The sequence below is a fragment of the Methylobacterium ajmalii genome, assembly GCF_016613415.1.
Taxonomy (GTDB): Bacteria; Pseudomonadota; Alphaproteobacteria; order Rhizobiales; family Beijerinckiaceae; genus Methylobacterium; species Methylobacterium ajmalii.
On sequence record NZ_JACWCT010000120.1, the window covers coordinates 12546 to 29889 of the forward strand.

Here is a 17344-nt window from a genome sequence, read left to right on the forward strand (position 1 = left end):
GACCGGGGCGGCCGCGCGGATTACTCCGCCGCGGTCTGCTCGGCGGTGAAATGTCCGCACCAATCCTGGCCGGCGACGACCGGCCACAGGCCGTGGCCCTGCGGGTCGGGCTGGCTGACCGGCGGGTTGAAGCGGCACAGGCCGGCATCGGCCGAGGCGGCGGCGCCGTTGAGCTTGTGGTCGTCGAAGTAGCGGCAGCTGTTGCAGGCCGCGCCCTGGGTGGTCGCCATGATGGTGTCTCCCGGTCGTGGGCCGCCTCCGGCCCGTTCAGTTGCTAATTAGAACAACTAAAAACTGATGGCAAGGGGCGCTCCCGCATTCGGGCGGCGTGCGGGGCGGGCTGCGGCGGCGGGGCAGGGGCACGGCCCCGACGCGCCCCAAGGAGCGCCCTGATCGTCTCCGCGGATCCAAGGCTTCGATCCGGACACGGCTGGCGCGGCCGACCGGCGGCGACCCGGACCGCCCGGGCGGCACCGGGGGAGGAGAGTCGAGCGGGCCCATCGCCAAGACATGTCGGTGCCGGGACACGGCACGAGGACGCGGGCGGGAACGGCCGTCGGCACGCCGATTCGCCTCGACGCCGGTCGCCGCCACGGCGCGTTCGCCGGCGCAGCCGCCGCACATCCCGTCGCGGGCTCGCCGGACCGGCTCCGGACGGGGACAAGGGTTCGCCAACGCCCGTCGCGACGCGCCGAATATCCACCCCCTCGGTTGCGTCGAAAGCGATCGCGACGGCACGCCGATCCGCTTCACGACTTCGAATGGCGTCTATTCCTGGGTCGAGACCATGCCGATCAGGACGGGAAGCCAGATATAAAGGCGGATCGAAGCGATAGTTATGTTTTGTTAGTGCCTGACTCTTACGCGCTGGCACCGACATCATCCAAGATTATACCAACGTTATTTTTGTTAGTTCATAAGTAGATCGTCCCGGTCTCGACGGCAGAAATGTGATGATTCTGCCACATTCCGGCAGCAAGGGCACAGCCGAGCCTTGTTAGAACTTGAGGACGATTGATCAACTCGGCCGTATGAAAGATTGTTCCGATCGCACCGAACGAAGTCAGGTGTGGTTCGGCACTGTCTGTGCGGCAGCCGAATCTTCGGGGGCATAAGAGGGACATGGTCTCGAGGCCGAAAAGGTCTTCGGAACAGAGTCGTTCACCCCAATCGGGTCCGAAATCTTGGAGGTCTCCATGAAGCTCGTTAAGAGCCTTCTGCTCGGTTCGGCCGCTGGCCTGACCGTCGTTGCCGGTGCGCACGCTGCCGATCTGCCGATCAAGAAGGCTGCGCCCGTCGAGTACGTGCGCGTCTGCTCGGCCTACGGCGCCGGCTTCTTCTTCATCCCGGGTACCGACACCTGCCTGCGCGTCTCCGGCCGCGCCCGCTTCGAAGCCGGCTACTCGCAGGGCTACACCCGCGGCGGCAACAACGGCGACCTGATGGGCTACCGCGGCCTCGGCCGCCTCAACCTCGACGCCCGCACCCAGACCGCCTACGGCACGCTCCGCGCCTTCGTGCGCTTCGAGCTCGCCTCGCGGACCGGCGCCTACCTCACCTCGGGCACCCAGAACCGCGCCGCCAACGGCTTCTTCGGCATCGGCGTCGACACGTTCAGCCGCTCGCAGCAATACGTGAACGTCGACAAGGCCTTCATCCAGTTCGCCGGCCTCACCGCCGGTCGCGCGGCCTCGTTCTACGACTTCTACGCCCACGACTTCGAGATCATCGGCACCTCGCTGGGCTCGGACGTCGCCTCGACCAACCTGCTCGCCTACACCGCGACCTTCGGGAACGGCTTCTCGGCGACGCTGTCGGTCGAAGACCCGATCTTCCGCAAGACCCCGCTGTTCGGCACCGCCACCGCCGGCAACGCGGCGAGCGCCTTCGCGGTCTACACCGCCGCGACCGCCAACCTGACCCCGGTCATCGCCACCAACGCGGCCGGCGTGCCGGTCGGCGAGGCGTTCTACGACCTGCGCCAGACCTCGCGCATGCCCGACTTCGTCGGCGCCCTGCGCTACGACGCTGCCTGGGGCTCGGCCCAGCTCTCGGCCGCCGTGCATGAGCTGAACGCCGGCAACGCTGCCGCCGTCCTGAACTTCGCCGGCGGCGGCATCACCGGCGCCTCCGCGCCGCGGGTCAACTCCGAGTACGGCTGGGCCGTGCAGGGTGGCCTGAAGATCAACATGCCGTTCATCGCCGCCGGCGATGCGCTGTACCTGCAGGGTTCGTACGGCGAGGGCGCGCAGCTCTACACCGGCTACTCCTCGTACATCGGCTCCTACACCGTCAGCTCCGGCAACACCCAGGGCGCGCCGTTCGCCACCTTCTTCGCCGACGCCGCGGTGAACCCGCTGAGCGGCAAGATGGAGCTGTCGACCAGCTGGACCGTCGTCGGTTCGTACCTGCACTACTGGGCACCCGAGTGGCGGTCGGCCGTCATCGGCAGCTACGGCGAGATGAGCTTCGGCAAGACCAGCCGCAACCTGCTCGGCGGCCTGAACTTCAACGGCCTGGGCAACCCGGTCAACAGCCCCGGCGCCTTCCTCTACAGCGCGGCCCTGCGCGACACGAGCCAGATCGTCGTCGGTGCCAACCTGATCTGGTCGCCGGTCAAGGATCTCGATATCGGCGTCGAGGGTCTCTACAACCGCGTCGACCTGAAGGGCGGCGCCGTGATCGACCAGAACAAGGCCCCGGGCGCCAGCGCCGCCGGCATCAACGCCGCCGGCCTGCCGATCAACGCGGCCGGCCTGGTTCTGCCGACCGCCAAGTCGGCCGACACCTTCAACATCCGCATGCGCGTCCAGCGCGACTTCTAAGATCAGTCTTAGTCGATATCAGGGGGTCCCGGCGCGAGCCGGGGCCCCTTTTTCGTTTTGGGAAACCGAGCAAGAAAAAAGGCGCACTCGGGGAGTGCGCCTTGCAGGTTCCCTGGGTCTCGAAACTCAGGATGATCAACTTATAACAGGACGATCGGGTCGTTTCAACTATCGAAAGATCATTTTCTCGACGGCGCAAATAAAAATTGCCGCCGGGTCGAGCGCCGGCAAGTTTCCTCGGGAACGGTGGGGCTCCGGGTGAGACGGCGGCGCTGACGGCGGCGCTCCAGGACGCGAGACCGGCCGCACCCCGCCCGATCAGGCCCCGTCGCCGCGCCTCGGCGGACGCGCGGGCCCTCAGGCCTTCTGCTCCTTCAGGCGGCGGACGCACTTGCTGTAATATTGCGGCCAACGCGGGCCTTGCACCGCCTTCTCGGACGGCGCGAGGGCGCGCCACTCGGCGCCGCACTTGCGCTGGCGCTCGCGGGCGGCGAGGGCGCGGATGCCGGGCTCGCGGCGGGGCGCCGCTTCGATGCCCGGACCGGCCTGGCCGAGGGCGGAAGCGGGCGCGGCGACGACCAGGACCGCCAGGGCGGCACGGAGAAGGGCAGGGCGGATTCGGGCGGGGCTCACAGCGGAGATCATGTCAGGGCTCGCGGGAAGGACAGGCGGTACGGGCCGCGGATCGACGCGCCGCGCAGCCGAGACTGCCACAACCTGACGTAAGGGCAAGAGGGCAGGGCGGTTGCGCCCGCCCGCCGCGCGCACCGAAGCCGGCCCGGCCGGACGATCGGGCTTCGGGGAAAAACAGCCCTGCATGACCGCCGGTTGAGACAACCTTCACCCTGTACAGCGCAGGCCCGGCCCTGTTTATCTGCCGGGGAAGCCCGATGCGCGACGGACGCGACCCGTCCCCGCCGTGCGAGAAGGACCAGCCGCATGTCGGCCGTGACGACGCCGCCGATCGACCTCTACTACTGGACGACGCCGAACGGCTGGAAAGCCTCGATCATGCTCGAGGAATGCGGCCTGCCGTACCGGATGATCCCGGTCAACATCGGCAAGGGCGCCCAGACGGCCCCCGAATTCCTGGCGGTGGCCCCGCTCGGCAAGATCCCGGTCATCGTGGATCCGGACGGGCCCGGGGGCGCGCCGATCACGGTGTTCGAATCGAACGCGATCCTGCAATATCTCGGCCGCAAGACCGGGCTCCTCTACCCCTCTGAGGAGCGGGCCCGCATCGCGGTCGACATCTGGCTGTCCTGGCAGGCGGCGAATTTCGGGCCGACCCTGGGCCAGACCCATCATTTCCGCATCTACGCTTCCGACAAGATCCCGTACGCGATCGAGCGCTTCACGGCCGCGACGACGAAGCTCTACGCCGCCCTCGACGCCCAGCTCGGCCGCCACGCCCACGTCGCCGGCGAGGCGTACAGCATCGCCGACATCGCGATCCTGCCCTGGGCCAAGATGTGGGAGCGCCAGGGCCAGGACATCGCCGGGTTTCCGAACGTCGCCGCCTGGATCGAGCGGCTGAAGGCCCGCCCGGCGGTCCAGCGCGGGTTCCGGCTCAAGCCGGACGCCGACGAGCCGCCGGGGACCGGACCCCGCGGCTGAACCGCGGGCCCGTCCCTCGGCGGGCTGATCACTCGGCCGGCTTTGGGGCCGGCTTCGCCTTGGCGGGCGCCGGGGCGACCTGGGCGAATTCCTCCGGCGCCTTGGTCCAGGTCTGCGAGCCGCACAGGATCTTCAGCATGCAGCCCGAGATCGCGAGCTCGCTGGCGCTCTCGCGGCTGACCGAGACGTCGTAGATCTTGCCTTCCTCGGCATTGTAGATCTGGCCCTTGTAGCCGCCGTCCTCGGGCTTCAGCCCGTCCATCAGTGTGAGGCCGATCACCGGGCGGCTGCGCTTCTTCGGGTCGGGATTCTTGATGTCGGTGCGCGGCTGGCCCTGCTCGTTGAGCGGCGTCTTCAGCCACACCACCTTGCCGCAGGCATGGGCGGCACCCGGGCCGCACTTCTCGATCTTGATCTTGGCCCGGCCGTCCTCGGTGAGCCAGGTGCCCGACGGATCGCCGGCGGCGGCCGCGGCGGTGACGCCGGCCGAGAGCAGGGAAGCGGCGAGGGTCGGGATCAGGATCGAGCGCATGCAGGAAGCTCCTGGCTGTCCGCCACGGCAGCCCTGACGGGCCTGCGCGGGGCGGAAGGGGCGAGGGACGCCGCCGCGGGCGAGCCGGGCAGCGTGGCCGAAAGGTCACGTCGAAGCCAGGAAGCACGAGCTTTGGGGCGATTTTTCGGCCGCGTTGCGGCAAGGTCGCAATGGATGGCTCGGCGCGCCGCCGCGTCACCTTCCGTGCTTGAGGGGCGCCGGGCCCGCGGCTATAAGCCCGGCGCCGGGCGTCCGCATGGCCCCGGCGCGCGGGCGCTCGCGCCCGGCTCACGCCGGACCGTCAGGGTCCGGTGCCGCGCGGCCTCCCACCGCCCCCGCCACCGCTTTTCTTCTGAACGGACCGTCCCATGGCCACCGAGCGCACCTTCTCCATCCTGAAGCCCGACGCCACCGCCCGGAACCTCACCGGCGCGGTCAACGCCGTGATCGAGGAGGCGGGCCTGCGCATCGTCGCCCAGCGCCGCATCCGCATGTCGGACGCCCAGGCCAAGAAGTTCTACGAGGTCCACGCCGAGCGTCCGTTCTACGGCGAGCTCGTCGAGTTCATGACCTCGGGCCCGGTCGTGGTCCAGGTGCTCGAGGGCGAGAACGCCGTCGCCAAGTACCGTGAGGTGATGGGCGCCACCAACCCGGCCCAGGCCGCCGAGGGCACCATCCGCCAGAAGTTCGCGAAGTCGGTCGGCGAGAACACCGTCCACGGCTCCGACAGCCTCGAGAACGCCGGCATCGAGATCAAGCAGTTCTTCGACGACAAGGACATCGTCGGCTAAGGTTTCCCTGACCGGAAAACGCCGATAGGTTCAGAGCCCCTGCCGCCAAGCGGCGGGGGCTTTTTTCATGGGGGAGCGACACGGTGACGGCGCAGCCACGGATCGAGCGGACGACCTCCACCTGCCCGCACGACTGCCCGTCGGTCTGCGCCCTCGAGGTCGAGGTGATCGACGGCTCGACCATCGGCCGGGTGCGCGGCAACCCGCGCCACAGCTACACGGCCGGCGTCGTCTGCGCCAAGGTCGCCCGCTACGCCGAGCGCATCCACCATCCCGACCGGCTGACCCAGCCGCTGATCCGCACCGGGCCGAAGGGCTCGGGCGCGTTCGCGCCGATCGGCTGGGACGAGGCGCTCGACCGCGTCGCGGAGGAATTCCGCAGGGCCGAGGCGGCGCACGGGCCGGAGGCCGTCTGGCCCTACTACTATGCCGGCACGATGGGGCTGGTGATGCGCGACGGCATCAACCGCCTTCGCCACGCCAAGGGCTATTCGGGCCAGTTCTCGACCATCTGCACCACGCTCGCCTGGTCGGGCTACATCGCCGGCACCGGCCGCCTCGGCGGGGTCGACCCGCGCGAGATCGCCGAGAGCGACTGCGTGGTGATCTGGGGCACAAACCCGGTGCACACCCAGGTCAACCTGATGACCCACGTCCAGGCCGCCCGCAAGAACCGCGGCGCAAAGGTCGTGGTCGTCGACATCTACGACAACCCGACCATGAAGCAGGCCGACCTCGCGCTGCTGCTGCGCCCGGGCACCGACGGGGCGCTCGCCTGCGCGGTGATGCACGTGCTGTTTCGCGACGGCCTGGCCGACCGCGACTACATGGCCCGCTACACCGACTGCCCGGACGTGCTGGAGGCGCACCTCGCGACCCGCGACCCCGCATGGGCCGCCGCGATCACCGGCCTCACGGTCGAGGAGATCGAGCGTTTCGCCCACCTCGTGGGGGAGACGAAGAACACGTTCTTCCGCCTCGGCTACGGATTCGCCCGCAGCCGCAACGGTGCCGCCAACATGCACGCCGCGCTCTGCATCCCGGCGGTGACGGGCGCCTGGCAGCATCGCGGCGGCGGCGCCTTCCATTCGAACAGCGGCGTGTTCGGCCTCGACAAGCGCCTGATCGAGGGGCTCGACGCGATCCGGCCCGGCACCCGCATGCTCGACCAGTCGCAGATCGGCCGCGTGCTCACCGGCGACGGGCAAGCCCTGCGCCACGGCCCGCCGGTGACCGCGATGCTGATCCAGAACACCAACCCGGTCTCGGTCGCCCCCGAGCAGGAGCTGGTGAAGCGGGGCTTCTCGCGCGAGGACCTGTTCGTCTGCGTCCACGAGCAGTTCATGACCGAGACCGCCCGGATGGCCGATCTCGTCCTGCCCGCCACGATGTTCCTGGAGCACGACGACCTCTATACCGGCGGCGGCCAGCAGCACATCCAGCTCGGCCTGAAGCGCATCGACCCGCCGGCCCTGTGCCGCTCGAACCACGAGGTGATCGTGGGCTTGGCCGAACGGCTCGGCGCCGCGCATCCGGGCTTTTCCATGAGCCCGCGCGAGCTGATCGACGCGACGCTGAAGGCCTCGCGCCGCGGCAGCCTGGCAGAGATGGAGGGAGACGGCTTCCTCGACGTGCAGCCCGCTTACGAGCGTGCCCACTTCCTCGACGGCTTCGCCTATCCCGACCGGCGCTTCCGCTTCAAGCCGGACTGGGGCTCCGTGCCGGTGGCCAAGGACGGCCCGCGCGGGCCGGCGATGCCGCCGCTCCCCGACCATTGGGAGGCGCCCCTGATGGCCGCCACGCCCGACCACCCGTTCCGCCTCGCCACCAGCCCGGCGCGCAACTTCCTCAATTCGAGCTTCACCGAGACCCCGACCTCTCTCGCCAAGGAGCGCCACCCGACGGTGATGATCCATCCGGAGGATGCCGGCCCGCTCGGGATCGGGGAGGGGACCTGGGTGCGGCTCTCCAACGAGCGCGGCGCCGTCACCCTGCGGGCGACGCTGTTTGCCGGCCTGCGCCGCGGCGTGCTGATCGCCGAATCGATCTGGCCGAACGACGCCTACCCGGATGGGCGCGGCATCAACACCCTGACGGGAGCCGACGCGGCCGCCCCCTTCGGCGGCGCCGCCTTCCACGACAACCACGTCGCGATCGCGCCCCTGCCGCAGTAGCGCGCGCTCGGCTTTTCGCGCCCCGGTGTGGCCCGCCCGCCCTTGTGCGGGCGGGGAGTTTCGGCGTCCAACGGTCCAGCTTGACGACAAGCAGCCCAACGGACCTTCCCTCCCATGCGTCTCCGCACCCTCCTCGCCGCCGGCTTCCTCGCGCTCGGTGCCACCGCCGCCCTCGCCGGCGCGTCCTCGTCGCAGCTCGAGGCCTACCAGCCCGATCCGGCCCTGCGCACCGCGCCCAAGGCGGACCTCGAGAGCCGGGTGCGCCGCGCCTGCGCGGTCGTCCAGGCCCGGCTGCAGAACACCGCCGAGACCGGCTTCGAGCGCCCCTGCGGCTGCTACGCCAAGACCACCCTGCGCTCGCTCGACGCCTCCGAGATCGAGGCCTACCGGGCCACCGGCTACTTCAACGATTCGGCCCGCGCCAAGGCGCTCAACGCCATCGACGCCTGCAAGCTGCAGCGTCCGGTCTGAGCGGGACGACGGCGATCGTCGATTGATTCCCATCGCGTCATCCCGGGGCCGCGATAGCGGAGCCCGGGATGACGGATTCCGCATCCGGCCCGTCGGGTGACCCGAACCCGGGCGACTACAGCCGCGCCCGCGCGCTGCGCGGCGTGGCGAGCAGCAGGTGCGTCTCCGAGGTGGTCACGCCCGGGACCAGGCGCACCCGGCGCAGCATCTCGTCGAGCTCCGGCAGGCTGCCGGCCGACACCTCCACGATGATGTCCCAGCGGCCGACCGTGGTGTGGACCGAGGTGATCTCGGCGAATCCCTTGAGGGCGTCGATCACGTCGCCGGCCCGGCGCCCCTCGACGGCGACCAGGGTGATCGCCCGCACCGCCGCAGGCTGGGCATCCGCCCGCAGGACCACCGTGTAGCCGATGATCTCGCCCGCGCGCTCGAGCCGGTCGATCCGCGCCCGCACGGTGGCGCGCGAGACCTTCAGCAGCACCGCCAGTTCCGAGACCGGCCGCCGGCAATCGTGCCGCAGCAGGGTGACGAGGGCCTGATCGAGATCGTCCATTCCGCCACTCTGCGCAGGGTGCCTTGCCAGAATGCGCGACCGGCCCGGAAAATCGACCGGTTTCCCGTGTTCGGAGTGACGCATCCCCTTGGTACCGTCGAGGTCGTTCGATGGTCCGAGACGGAGGCGGGACAGTGGGTGCGGGACATCCGGAACGGTGCGTCCTCGTCGGGGCGCCGGTGCAGTCGGGGACGGACCGGCTCGGTTGCGACATGGGGCCGAGCGCCTACCGGGCGGCGGGCCTGCCGGGGGCGCTGCGCGATCTCGGCCTCCCGGTCGAGGATGCCGGGACCGTCGTCCCGAAGCCCTTCGACGCACCGGCGCATCCGAACCGGGCGATCCACCACCTCGCCGAGACCGCGGGCTGGACGCTGGCCCTGACCGAGGCCGCCTTCCGGGCGAGCGAGGCGGCACGGCCGATCTTCCTGGGCGGCGACCACAGCCTCTCGGCCGGCACCGTGGCGGGCATGGCGCTGAGGGCGCAGGCCGAGGGACGCCCGCTCTTCCTGCTCTGGCTCGACGCGCATGCCGACCTGCATACCCTCGAGACCACGACGAGCGGCAACCTGCATGGCGTGCCGCTGGCCTACCTCACCGGGCGGCCGGGCTTTGCCGGCTACTTCCCGCCCCTCGCGGCCGCCCTCGATCCGGCCCGAATCTGCATGGTCGGCCTGCGCAGCGTCGATCCGGCGGAACGCGCCGCCCTGACGGGCAGCGGCGCCCGGGTGCACGACATGCGCGACATCGACGAGACCGGGATCGTCGCCCCGTTGCGCGACTTCCTGGGCGACGTCGCGGCGGCGGAGGGTCTCCTCCACGTCAGCCTCGATGTCGACTTCCTCGATCCCGGCATCGCGCCGGGGGTCGGCACGACGGTGCCGGGCGGGGCCACCTTCCGGGAGGCCCACCTGATCATGGAGCTGCTGCACGATTCCGGGCTGGTGCGCAGCCTCGACCTCGTGGAGCTCAACCCCTTCCTCGACGAGCGCGGCCGCACCGCCCTGCTGATGGCCGACCTCGCCGCCAGCCTGTTCGGCCGGCGCATCCTCGACCGCCCGACCCGGAGCTTCTAGATGGCTGCGCTCAACGTCGTCCCCTTCGTCAGCGTCGACAACATGATGCGGCTCGTCCACGCGGTCGGCATCGAGGCGATGCTGGTCCGCCTCGCCGCGGCGATCGCCGAGGACTTTTCGCGGTGGGACGTGTTCCAGAAGACCCCGCGGGTCGCCGCCCACAGCGCCGAGGGCGTTATCGAGCTGATGCCGACGAGCGACGGCACGACCTACGGCTTCAAGTACGTCAACGGCCACCCCAAGAACGCCGCCGGCGGGCGCCAGACCGTCACCGCCTTCGGGGTCCTGGCCGATGTCGGCAGCGGCTATCCGGTACTCGTCACCGAGATGACGCTGCTCACGGCCCTACGCACCGCCGCGACCTCGGCGCTCGCCGCGCGGCACCTCGCCCGGCCGGGTTCGCGCACCATGGCGCTGGTCGGCAACGGCGCCCAGGCCGAGTTCCAGGCCCTGGCCTTCCGGGCGCTCATGGGGATCGACACGCTGCGCCTCCACGACATCGACCCGGCGGCGACCGAGAAGTGCCGGCGCAACCTCGCGCGGTTCGGCTTCCACCTCACGGCCTGCGCCAGCACGGCGGAGGCGGTGCACGGCGCCGACATCGTCACCACGGTGACGGCGGACAAGCGCAACGCCGTGATCCTCGGCGACAACCTCGTCGGGGAGGGGGTGCACGTCAACGCCGTCGGCGGGGACTGCCCGGGCAAGACCGAGCTGGCGCCGGAGATCCTGCGCCGGGCCGGGATCTTCGTCGAGTACGAGCCCCAGACCCGGATCGAGGGCGAGATCCAGCAGCTCGCCGCGGACCACCCGGTGACCGAACTGTGGCGGGTCCTGTCCGGGGAGGTGCCCGGGCGCAGGGACGCGCGCCAGGTCACGGTGTTCGACTCGGTCGGCTTCGCGATCGAGGATTTTTCCGCCCTGCGCACCGTGCGCGACATGCTAGCCGAGCGGCCGTTCTACGACAACCTCGACCTCCTGGCCGATCCGGACGACCCGCGCGACCTGTTCGGCATGCTGATGCGGGCGGGCCCGCCGCGCCTCGCGGCCTGAAGCCGCCGGCGCGCGGAGCGGCGAATACTGTCCTCGACTGTCCGTCGGGCGGCTCGCGGGCCATGGCCTGCCGGCCGGTCGCGCGCCAACGTCTCGGGCGCGGCCGGCAACCCCTGACCCGCCACGCAGCAGGGCAGTATCGCGAAGTCCGGGCCTTGTAGTGAACGCGCCTCCGCAGGCGGTCTCCAAGAGCAGATCCGTCCTCCACCAGTGCCGCGCCGGCCCGCCATGCACAGGCCTTCCCCGGCGCGATTACCTACGCAGTCCCGCACGAATGGACGTAAGGCCTTGGAGTCGATCCACTTTCCGAAACCGGTTTGGTAAACGACTTCACAAGTATCCAGTCGTGTCTATCGACACGTTTCGGCACATCTGGCATCCCAAGACTGCGAACGGGACGCGACAGCAATCCCGGACCTGAGGATGGCATCGATGAAGACGCTCGACCTGAAGACCCTCGGCACCGTCACCGGCGGCACGATCTGCGCCCCCGTCTGCGCCCCGGCCTGCCCGCCGCCGGCCCCGGTCTGCCCGCCCCCGAGCTGCGGCAGCACCAAGTCCAAGAAGGGCTGCTGAGCCCGCGCCCACGCAGGGGGACGAAAGCGGCCTCGCCGCCCGGCCCCGCTCCAACGACAGCGTTCGACGATCCTCGGAGGAACACCATGAAGAAGCTCGACCTCAAGACCCTCGGCACCGTCGCCGGCGGCACCCTCGGCATCTCGGTCGGCGTCGGCGTCTCGGTCGGCTGCGCCCCGGCCTGCCCGCCGGCCCCGACCTGCGGCAGCACCAAGTCCAAGAAGGGCTGCTGAGCCCGCGCCGACGCGCCGGGAAGCGGACCACCGCCCCGGCGACGCGGTTTTCCACAACCACGATACCACCAGAAGAGACATCATGAAGAAGCTCGACCTCAAGACCCTCGGCACCGTCGCCGGCGGCACCCTCGGCATCTGCGTCGGCGTCGGCGTCTCGGTCGGCTGCGCCCCGGCCTGCCCGCCGGCTCCGACCTGCGGCAGCACCAAGTCCAAGAAGGGCTGCTGAAGGCAGCCCCGGACCGGGATGGGCGGGCGCGGCGGCAGGAGGAGACACGGATCCGATGACCACCGCCCCGCACATCCCCTGGACCTACGCCCGCCTCGCCGGCCTGCCGCTGGCGTGGCGCCGGCGGGTGCTGAGATCGGTCCTGGCGGTGCGCGGCCTCGCCGCCCGCCTGCGGGGCCGGACCGACGAGGCCGGCTTCGCCGCCACCTTCGAGAGCGTCCTGCGCCTGCCGCGGCGCGAGGCCCTGCGCCTCTCGCGCGAGGCCGCCCGGCACGACGTCGCCTCCGAGATCGAGTGGTGCGCCCTGCACCGCCGCCCGGTCGCCGCGATCCTGCGCGACGTCGCCCGCGTCTCGGTCGCCGAGCCCGCCGTGATGGAGCGCGTCGCCGCCTCCGGCCGGCCGGTGATCCTCGCGCCCCTGCACATGGGCGCCTACGTGCTGGGGCTCGCCGCCCTGATGGTGCGCTACTTCCCCGGCCGCCCGATGCTGGTGCTGCGCCAGCGCGACGACATGGTGATGGAGACGCAGGTCATCGAGCGCCTGCGCGAGATCGACGTCGACGTGCGCTTCCTGAACGTGACCGAGCGGGGCGACTTCCTCTCGGCGATCCGCTTCGCCCAGAAGGGCGCGGTGATCGTGGTGTTCTGCGACCTCGACCCGTCCTACGGCGCGCCGGCCCAGATGCCGATGTTCGGCCGTCCCTTCCGCTTCGCCTTCGGCACCGACACCCTGGCGCGCCTCACCGGCGCCACCGTGGTGCCGCTCGCCACAACCATGGACGACGACGGCGACACCGTCGGCATCGGGCGGCCTTTCGAGGTGCGCGGCAGCGCCCCAGAGGAGCGGGCAGTCGTGGCCGACATCATGCGCCGGCACCTCCAGGCCGCAATCGCGGCCCGGCCGGAACAGTGGCACCTCTGGCCGATGCTCGCCGATTATTTACCATCTTCTGAGACGGTGCAGGACAACCTTCCGGAGGACGGAGGGGCGCCGCAGACCCTCGCGGCGTAGAGCCTCGCGAGCGGACGATCGATGAGCGAACCCGCGGCGCCTCCCCCCGCGGAGGCCACGTTCCAGCGCCGGCGGATCAACGGCACCGTCCACCTCCAGCACGACCGCGGCGCCGTCTGGATGGCGTGGTTCTTCGGCGCCATCATCGTGGTGATCGTGGCGAGCCTCTTCCTCGGCCGGCTCGCCCGGTCGGAGGCGGTGCGGGGCTACGTTTCGGCGGCGTCGGGCCTCACCCGCCTCGACGCCCAGGCCGCCGGCATCGTCCGCGAGATCGCCGTCAAGCAGGGCGACACCGTCAAGCGCGGCGCGCGCCTGATGCAGATCCAGCTGCGCGAGCAGACGACCGGGGGCGTCTCGACCGTCGGGGCGACGCTGCGCAGCCTGCAGGAGCGCCGGACCAGCCTCGCCGCCGAGGAGGCGCGCCTCTTGGTCTACCTCGATTCGACCCGCGGCGACCGCGCCGAGACCGAGCGCAACGTCACGGCGGTGCTGCGCGCCCTGGACGAGCAGGAGCGCACGCTCAAGGAAGGCCTGGCCCAGCAGGAGGAGATGGTCTCGCGCGTCGAGGCCTACCTCCGCCAGGGCTACGCCACCCGCGAGACCCTCAACGGCCAGCGCCGCGCCGCCCTCGACTACGCCCGCCAGATCGCCGAACTGCGCGCCCGCCGGGCCGAGCTGCGCCAGAGCACCTCCGAGCGCCTGCGCGCGCAACGCACCGGCGACACCGAGAAGGCGGCCCAGCTCGCCACCACCCGCAACGAATTGAGCGCCATCGAGGCGCAGATCACCGCGCTCGGCGCCCAGTCGCGCATCGACGTGGTGGCCCCCACCGACGGGGAGGTCGCGGGCCTCTACGTCCAGCCCGGCGATTCGGTCACCGCCGACCAGGTGGTGGCGATCCTCGGCGACACCCGGGCCGATCCGCTGGTCGTGCTGGAGGTGCCGGCCCGCGCCATCGGGCTCGCCAAGGTCGGCCAGGAGGTGGTGCTGAAATACGACGCCTTCCCGTTCAAGACCTTCGGCATCGCCAAGGGGGCGATCGCGGTGATCTCCGGCACGCCTCTGCGCAACCCGATGCTGGCCTCCGCCGACGACGGCACCGGCGACGCGGCAGCCGCCGCGGCGCGCCAATCGGTCTACCGGGTCGAGGTGCGGCCCGAGTCGCGCACCATGCGGGCCTACGGGACCGACGAGCCGATCCGCATCGGCTCGACGCTGTCGGCCGACATCGTGGTCGAGCGCCGCCGGCTGATCGACTGGATGCTCGATCCGATCCGGGCGATGCGCGGGCGTGGGTGAGCGCGAGAGGATGATCCGATGACCGACTGGCTCAAGCGCGTGCTCAGCCCGCGCCGGCGGGTGCGCTCGATCCTCCAGAACGAGGCCAACGAGTGCGGGCTCGCGGCGCTCGCGATGGTGGCGAACTACCACCGCCACGACATCGACCTCGCCTACCTGCGCGCGCTCTTCCCGCTCTCGCGCCGCGGCATGACGCTCGCCAGCATCGTCACGCTCGCCGACAGCCTCGACCTCGACGCCAGCGGCTACGCCCTCGACGGGGTGGCCGAGCTGGAGCAGGTGGCCCTGCCGGCGATCCTGCACTGGCGCGGCAACCACTTCGTGGTCCTGGAGAAGATTTCTCGCGGACGCTACCACGTCCACGACCCCGAATTCGGCCTGCGGATCTACGAGCGGGCCGACATGGAGCGGTTCTTCGCCGGGATCGTGCTCGAATTCGCGCCTCGGATGGACTTCCGCGCCATCAAGGCCGGCGACCGGCTCAAGCTGCTCGACATCCTGCGCACCACCCGGGGCCTCGGCGGCACGGTGTGGCAGATCACGCTGGTCTCGGTGGCGATCTCGCTCCTGGGCCTCACCACCCCGGTGCTGCTCCAGATCGCGCTCGACGTGGTGATCCCGCAGGTCGACCTCGACCTGATGCAGATGCTGGCCGCCGGCCTGATCCTGATGATGCTGTTCGAGGCGTTCGGGCAGTGGCTGCGCGGCTACATCGCGCTGCGCGCCTCGACGCTGCTGCAGCTCCAGTTCACCCGCAACGTCGTCGGCCACGCGCTCAGGCTGCCCCTGAGCTACTTCGAGCTGCGCCATCCGGGCGACTTCGTCACCCGGATCCAGTCGATCGACACGGTGCGCAACTTCCTGGTCGGCGGACTCGTGACGTCGTTTGCCGATATCGGCACGTCGTTCCTGCTCGTCGGGCTGATGTTCTACTACTCGGCCCCGATGGCGGCGATCACGCTGGCGACGCTCGCCGCCGTGCTGGCGATGCGCTTCGTCACCTTCCCGACGCTCGACCGCGCCACCGCGGGCTCGCTCGAGGCGCGCTCGCAGGAGCAGGCGAGCCTGATCGACGGCCTGCAGCGCATCGGCAGCCTGAAGGCGCACAACAGCACCGAGCTCTTCACCATGAACTGGTTCGAGAGCTTCGCGCGCTTCGCCAACCTCGACTTCCGGGCGAAGAAGGCGGGGCTCGACGCCGAGTTCCTGATGCACGCCGTCATCGCGGTCAGCACCGTGACGACGCTCTATCTCGGCATCACCGGGGTCATCAAGAACACCCTGACGATCGGCACGCTCTACGCCTTCATCGCGCTGCGCACCGACTTCTTCGACCGGGTCAACCACCTGACCTCGAGCCTGCTGCAGCTCGCCGCCCTCAAGGTCCATGTCGCCCGCCTCGACGACGTGATCGGGCAGGCGCCCGAGGAGGGCTTGCACGAGGCGACCTTCCACCGGGCGATCCGCAAGGAGATCCGGATCGAGGACGTGACGATCCAGTTCGGCCGCGGCGACGAACCGATCCTGACCGGCGCTTCGCTCGCCATCGATGTCGGCCGCTGCGAGACCATCGCGATCGTCGGCGCCTCGGGCTCGGGCAAGTCCTCGCTGATGCGGGTCCTGGCGAGCCTGACCGAGCCGGCCTCTGGCTCGGTCACGGTGGACGGCGTCGCGCTCGGCCAGTTCGGCAAGCGCGAGTACCGGGCCAATCTCGGCGTCGTCTTCGCCGATGACGGGCTGTTTGCCGGCACCGTCGCCGACAACCTGTCGCTGTTCGACCCCGCCGTATCCCATGCCGAGATGGAGGCGGCCCTGGTCCGGGTCAGCTTACGCGACGAGGTCGAGCGGCTGCCGCAGGGCTACGCCACCCACGTCTCGGAGGAGGGCAGCGTTCTCTCCACCGGCCAGCGCCGGCGCCTGCTGCTCGCCCGCGCCCTCTGCCGCCGGCCGCGGCTGCTGCTCCTCGACGAGGTGACGGCGAACCTCGATCCGGCCACCGAGACGGCGCTCGTCGAGAGCCTGAAGGGCGTGAAGGCCGCCAAGGTGTTCATCACCCACTCCGAGCGGCTGCTCGACCAGGTCGACCGGGTGTTTCGCATCGAGAACGGGCGCCTGACCGAGGACCCGCGCCCACCGGCGAAGCCCGGGCCGGTGACGGAGGCGGCGTGAGGGACTGGCGGCTCGAGGCATGGTTTTCTAACCGCCCTCACCAGCATCGAAACCTAATGCTATTTCGGAGCCGCGGAAGCGGAGGCCGAATCCGGAACCGCCAGCAATGCAAGGCAAGAGCGGCAAGTTTGCCGGTCTGCGAGATTTGCTCCGGACAAATAAAAGCCCAGCAGCCAACTGACAAAATTTGTTAAGCCCATCCCTATGCAGATCGGCCTTCGGACAGTTATCAACATGCCGAACTTCAGCACTCAAGAAAGCTTTCGCAGATCGAAAGACTTGATAGGCGGAAAATAAATGCATTCGATGGCGTCGAATGTTACATCGAATGCGCTGCTGGCGTTGCGGGCATAAGCCAGCGCATCCTCATGCCGATCACTCCTCACCTGCGTACTGAGCGTGCAGTGAGGTTTCCACGTCCCAGGACGATAATGCGGCCGACAAGACATAGGATCGATGGTGGCGTGAATCGCTTCGTGGACCTTCCGCAGGACCACGTTAGGACGGGGCGAAGCCCATAGAACCATCGGCGGCCCGTCAAAGCTGCGAATGGCGTCAAAGGTTAGCGTGAGCGCGCCGATGTCTCTGCTGGCTTCATCGAGTGCCCTCCGAACCTCGTTTTCTTCCACCACCTCACCATCGTAGATGGCGAGGGTAACGTGGGGCGGGTAGCCGAGGAGAGACATCGAGGGGCGATCCTCGAACTGCTGCACAACATCCCACAGCGCACGAACGAT

18 protein-coding genes are annotated in these 17344 nt (G+C 69.9%); 13 read left to right on the forward strand and 5 right to left on the reverse strand.

From position 1 onward, the window contains the following. Positions 1–20: 20 nt before the first annotated feature. On the reverse strand, positions 21–230 hold the full coding sequence (locus tag HPY23_RS22295) for a hypothetical protein (RefSeq protein ID WP_060848019.1): 210 nt from the start codon (positions 228–230) through the stop codon (positions 21–23). 966 nt (positions 231–1196) lie between these two features. Between HPY23_RS22295 and HPY23_RS22300 the strand changes: the two genes are divergently transcribed. Continuing rightward, positions 1197–2825, forward strand: coding sequence for a porin (locus tag HPY23_RS22300; RefSeq protein WP_060848018.1), 1629 nt, complete (start codon positions 1197–1199; stop codon positions 2823–2825). Between the two features lie 357 nt (positions 2826–3182). On the opposite strand, the gene HPY23_RS22305 is transcribed toward HPY23_RS22300, so the two are convergent. Beyond that, the gene (locus HPY23_RS22305) at positions 3183–3470 is read right to left on the reverse strand and encodes a hypothetical protein (RefSeq protein WP_175539894.1); all 288 of its coding nucleotides are present in this window, start codon (positions 3468–3470) and stop codon (positions 3183–3185) included. Positions 3471–3764: 294 nt separating this feature from the next. Here HPY23_RS22305 and HPY23_RS22310 point away from each other — a divergent pair, with 294 nt between their 5' ends. Then, positions 3765–4442 carry a glutathione S-transferase family protein gene (locus HPY23_RS22310; RefSeq protein WP_091883983.1) on the forward strand — a complete coding sequence of 226 codons (678 nt, stop codon included), beginning with the start codon at positions 3765–3767 and terminating at the stop codon, positions 4440–4442. Between the two features lie 28 nt (positions 4443–4470). Here the strand turns inward: HPY23_RS22310 and HPY23_RS22315 are convergent, their stop codons facing one another. After that, positions 4471–4974 carry a DUF2147 domain-containing protein gene (locus HPY23_RS22315; RefSeq protein ID WP_091883980.1) on the reverse strand — a complete coding sequence of 168 codons (504 nt, stop codon included), beginning with the start codon at positions 4972–4974 and terminating at the stop codon, positions 4471–4473. A 368-nt stretch (positions 4975–5342) separates the two neighbouring features. Here HPY23_RS22315 and ndk point away from each other — a divergent pair, with 368 nt between their 5' ends. From ndk to HPY23_RS22330, 3 genes are all read left to right on the forward strand, one after another. Beyond that, on the forward strand, positions 5343–5765 hold the full coding sequence (gene ndk / locus HPY23_RS22320; protein WP_048429253.1) for a nucleoside-diphosphate kinase: 423 nt from the start codon (positions 5343–5345) through the stop codon (positions 5763–5765). 83 nt (positions 5766–5848) lie between these two features. Next, complete coding sequence (locus tag HPY23_RS22325) at positions 5849–7939, forward strand: molybdopterin-containing oxidoreductase family protein (RefSeq protein WP_091883978.1); 2091 nt, start codon at positions 5849–5851, stop codon at positions 7937–7939. A 114-nt stretch (positions 7940–8053) separates the two neighbouring features. Further along, positions 8054–8410: a hypothetical protein gene (locus HPY23_RS22330; protein WP_091883975.1), complete on the forward strand. Its 357-nt coding sequence runs from the start codon at positions 8054–8056 to the stop codon at positions 8408–8410. A gap of 115 nt (positions 8411–8525) precedes the next feature. On the opposite strand, the gene HPY23_RS22335 is transcribed toward HPY23_RS22330, so the two are convergent. Beyond that, positions 8526–8963 (reverse strand): Lrp/AsnC family transcriptional regulator, encoded by a 438-nt coding sequence (locus HPY23_RS22335; protein ID WP_091883973.1) that lies wholly within the window; start codon positions 8961–8963, stop codon positions 8526–8528. Positions 8964–9073: 110 nt separating this feature from the next. On the opposite strand from HPY23_RS22335, the gene rocF reads away from it, so the two are divergent. The 8 genes from rocF (at position 9074) to HPY23_RS22375 (ending at position 16607) form a co-directional block, all read left to right on the forward strand. Beyond that, on the forward strand, positions 9074–10036 hold the full coding sequence (gene rocF, locus HPY23_RS22340; RefSeq protein WP_091883971.1) for an arginase: 963 nt from the start codon (positions 9074–9076) through the stop codon (positions 10034–10036). Then, complete coding sequence (locus tag HPY23_RS22345) at positions 10037–11089, forward strand: ornithine cyclodeaminase (RefSeq protein WP_091883968.1); 1053 nt, start codon at positions 10037–10039, stop codon at positions 11087–11089. It abuts the gene before it with no gap. 432 nt (positions 11090–11521) lie between these two features. Beyond that, complete coding sequence (locus tag HPY23_RS22350; RefSeq protein ID WP_167543931.1) at positions 11522–11665, forward strand: hypothetical protein; 144 nt, start codon at positions 11522–11524, stop codon at positions 11663–11665. 86 nt (positions 11666–11751) lie between these two features. Beyond that, entirely contained in the window at positions 11752–11898 is a 147-nt protein-coding gene (locus HPY23_RS22355) for a hypothetical protein (RefSeq protein ID WP_167543930.1), read from the forward strand. 82 nt (positions 11899–11980) lie between these two features. After that, positions 11981–12127, forward strand: a complete 147-nt coding sequence (locus tag HPY23_RS22360) for a hypothetical protein (protein ID WP_175539893.1) — start codon at positions 11981–11983, stop codon at positions 12125–12127. A 55-nt stretch (positions 12128–12182) separates the two neighbouring features. Next, entirely contained in the window at positions 12183–13139 is a 957-nt protein-coding gene (locus tag HPY23_RS22365; RefSeq protein WP_091883965.1) for an LpxL/LpxP family acyltransferase, read from the forward strand. A gap of 21 nt (positions 13140–13160) precedes the next feature. Next, positions 13161–14438 carry an HlyD family secretion protein gene (locus HPY23_RS22370; protein WP_091883963.1) on the forward strand — a complete coding sequence of 426 codons (1278 nt, stop codon included), beginning with the start codon at positions 13161–13163 and terminating at the stop codon, positions 14436–14438. An 18-nt stretch (positions 14439–14456) separates the two neighbouring features. Next, the gene (locus HPY23_RS22375; protein ID WP_091883960.1) at positions 14457–16607 is read left to right on the forward strand and encodes a peptidase domain-containing ABC transporter; all 2151 of its coding nucleotides are present in this window, start codon (positions 14457–14459) and stop codon (positions 16605–16607) included. A gap of 251 nt (positions 16608–16858) precedes the next feature. On the opposite strand, the gene HPY23_RS22380 is transcribed toward HPY23_RS22375, so the two are convergent. Then, complete coding sequence (locus tag HPY23_RS22380; protein WP_175539892.1) at positions 16859–17320, reverse strand: 2'-5' RNA ligase family protein; 462 nt, start codon at positions 17318–17320, stop codon at positions 16859–16861. Positions 17321–17344 lie beyond the last annotated feature (24 nt).

What these genes read in the sequence shown, in the direction of transcription:
- HPY23_RS22295 (WP_060848019.1), bottom strand. Translation starts at nt 230, where the DNA reads ATGGCGACCACCCAGGGCGCGGCCTGCAACAGCTGCCGCTACTTCGAC.
- HPY23_RS22300 (WP_060848018.1), top strand. Translation starts at nt 1,197, where the DNA reads ATGAAGCTCGTTAAGAGCCTTCTGCTCGGTTCGGCCGCTGGCCTGACC.
- HPY23_RS22305 (WP_175539894.1), bottom strand. Translation starts at nt 3,470, where the DNA reads ATGATCTCCGCTGTGAGCCCCGCCCGAATCCGCCCTGCCCTTCTCCGT.
- HPY23_RS22310 (WP_091883983.1), top strand. Translation starts at nt 3,765, where the DNA reads ATGTCGGCCGTGACGACGCCGCCGATCGACCTCTACTACTGGACGACG.
- HPY23_RS22315 (WP_091883980.1), bottom strand. Translation starts at nt 4,974, where the DNA reads ATGCGCTCGATCCTGATCCCGACCCTCGCCGCTTCCCTGCTCTCGGCC.
- ndk (WP_048429253.1), top strand. Translation starts at nt 5,343, where the DNA reads ATGGCCACCGAGCGCACCTTCTCCATCCTGAAGCCCGACGCCACCGCC.
- HPY23_RS22330 (WP_091883975.1), top strand. Translation starts at nt 8,054, where the DNA reads ATGCGTCTCCGCACCCTCCTCGCCGCCGGCTTCCTCGCGCTCGGTGCC.
- HPY23_RS22335 (WP_091883973.1), bottom strand. Translation starts at nt 8,963, where the DNA reads ATGGACGATCTCGATCAGGCCCTCGTCACCCTGCTGCGGCACGATTGC.
- rocF (WP_091883971.1), top strand. Translation starts at nt 9,074, where the DNA reads ATGGTCCGAGACGGAGGCGGGACAGTGGGTGCGGGACATCCGGAACGG.
- HPY23_RS22345 (WP_091883968.1), top strand. Translation starts at nt 10,037, where the DNA reads ATGGCTGCGCTCAACGTCGTCCCCTTCGTCAGCGTCGACAACATGATG.
- HPY23_RS22350 (WP_167543931.1), top strand. Translation starts at nt 11,522, where the DNA reads ATGAAGACGCTCGACCTGAAGACCCTCGGCACCGTCACCGGCGGCACG.
- HPY23_RS22355 (WP_167543930.1), top strand. Translation starts at nt 11,752, where the DNA reads ATGAAGAAGCTCGACCTCAAGACCCTCGGCACCGTCGCCGGCGGCACC.
- HPY23_RS22360 (WP_175539893.1), top strand. Translation starts at nt 11,981, where the DNA reads ATGAAGAAGCTCGACCTCAAGACCCTCGGCACCGTCGCCGGCGGCACC.
- HPY23_RS22365 (WP_091883965.1), top strand. Translation starts at nt 12,183, where the DNA reads ATGACCACCGCCCCGCACATCCCCTGGACCTACGCCCGCCTCGCCGGC.
- HPY23_RS22370 (WP_091883963.1), top strand. Translation starts at nt 13,161, where the DNA reads ATGAGCGAACCCGCGGCGCCTCCCCCCGCGGAGGCCACGTTCCAGCGC.
- HPY23_RS22375 (WP_091883960.1), top strand. Translation starts at nt 14,457, where the DNA reads ATGACCGACTGGCTCAAGCGCGTGCTCAGCCCGCGCCGGCGGGTGCGC.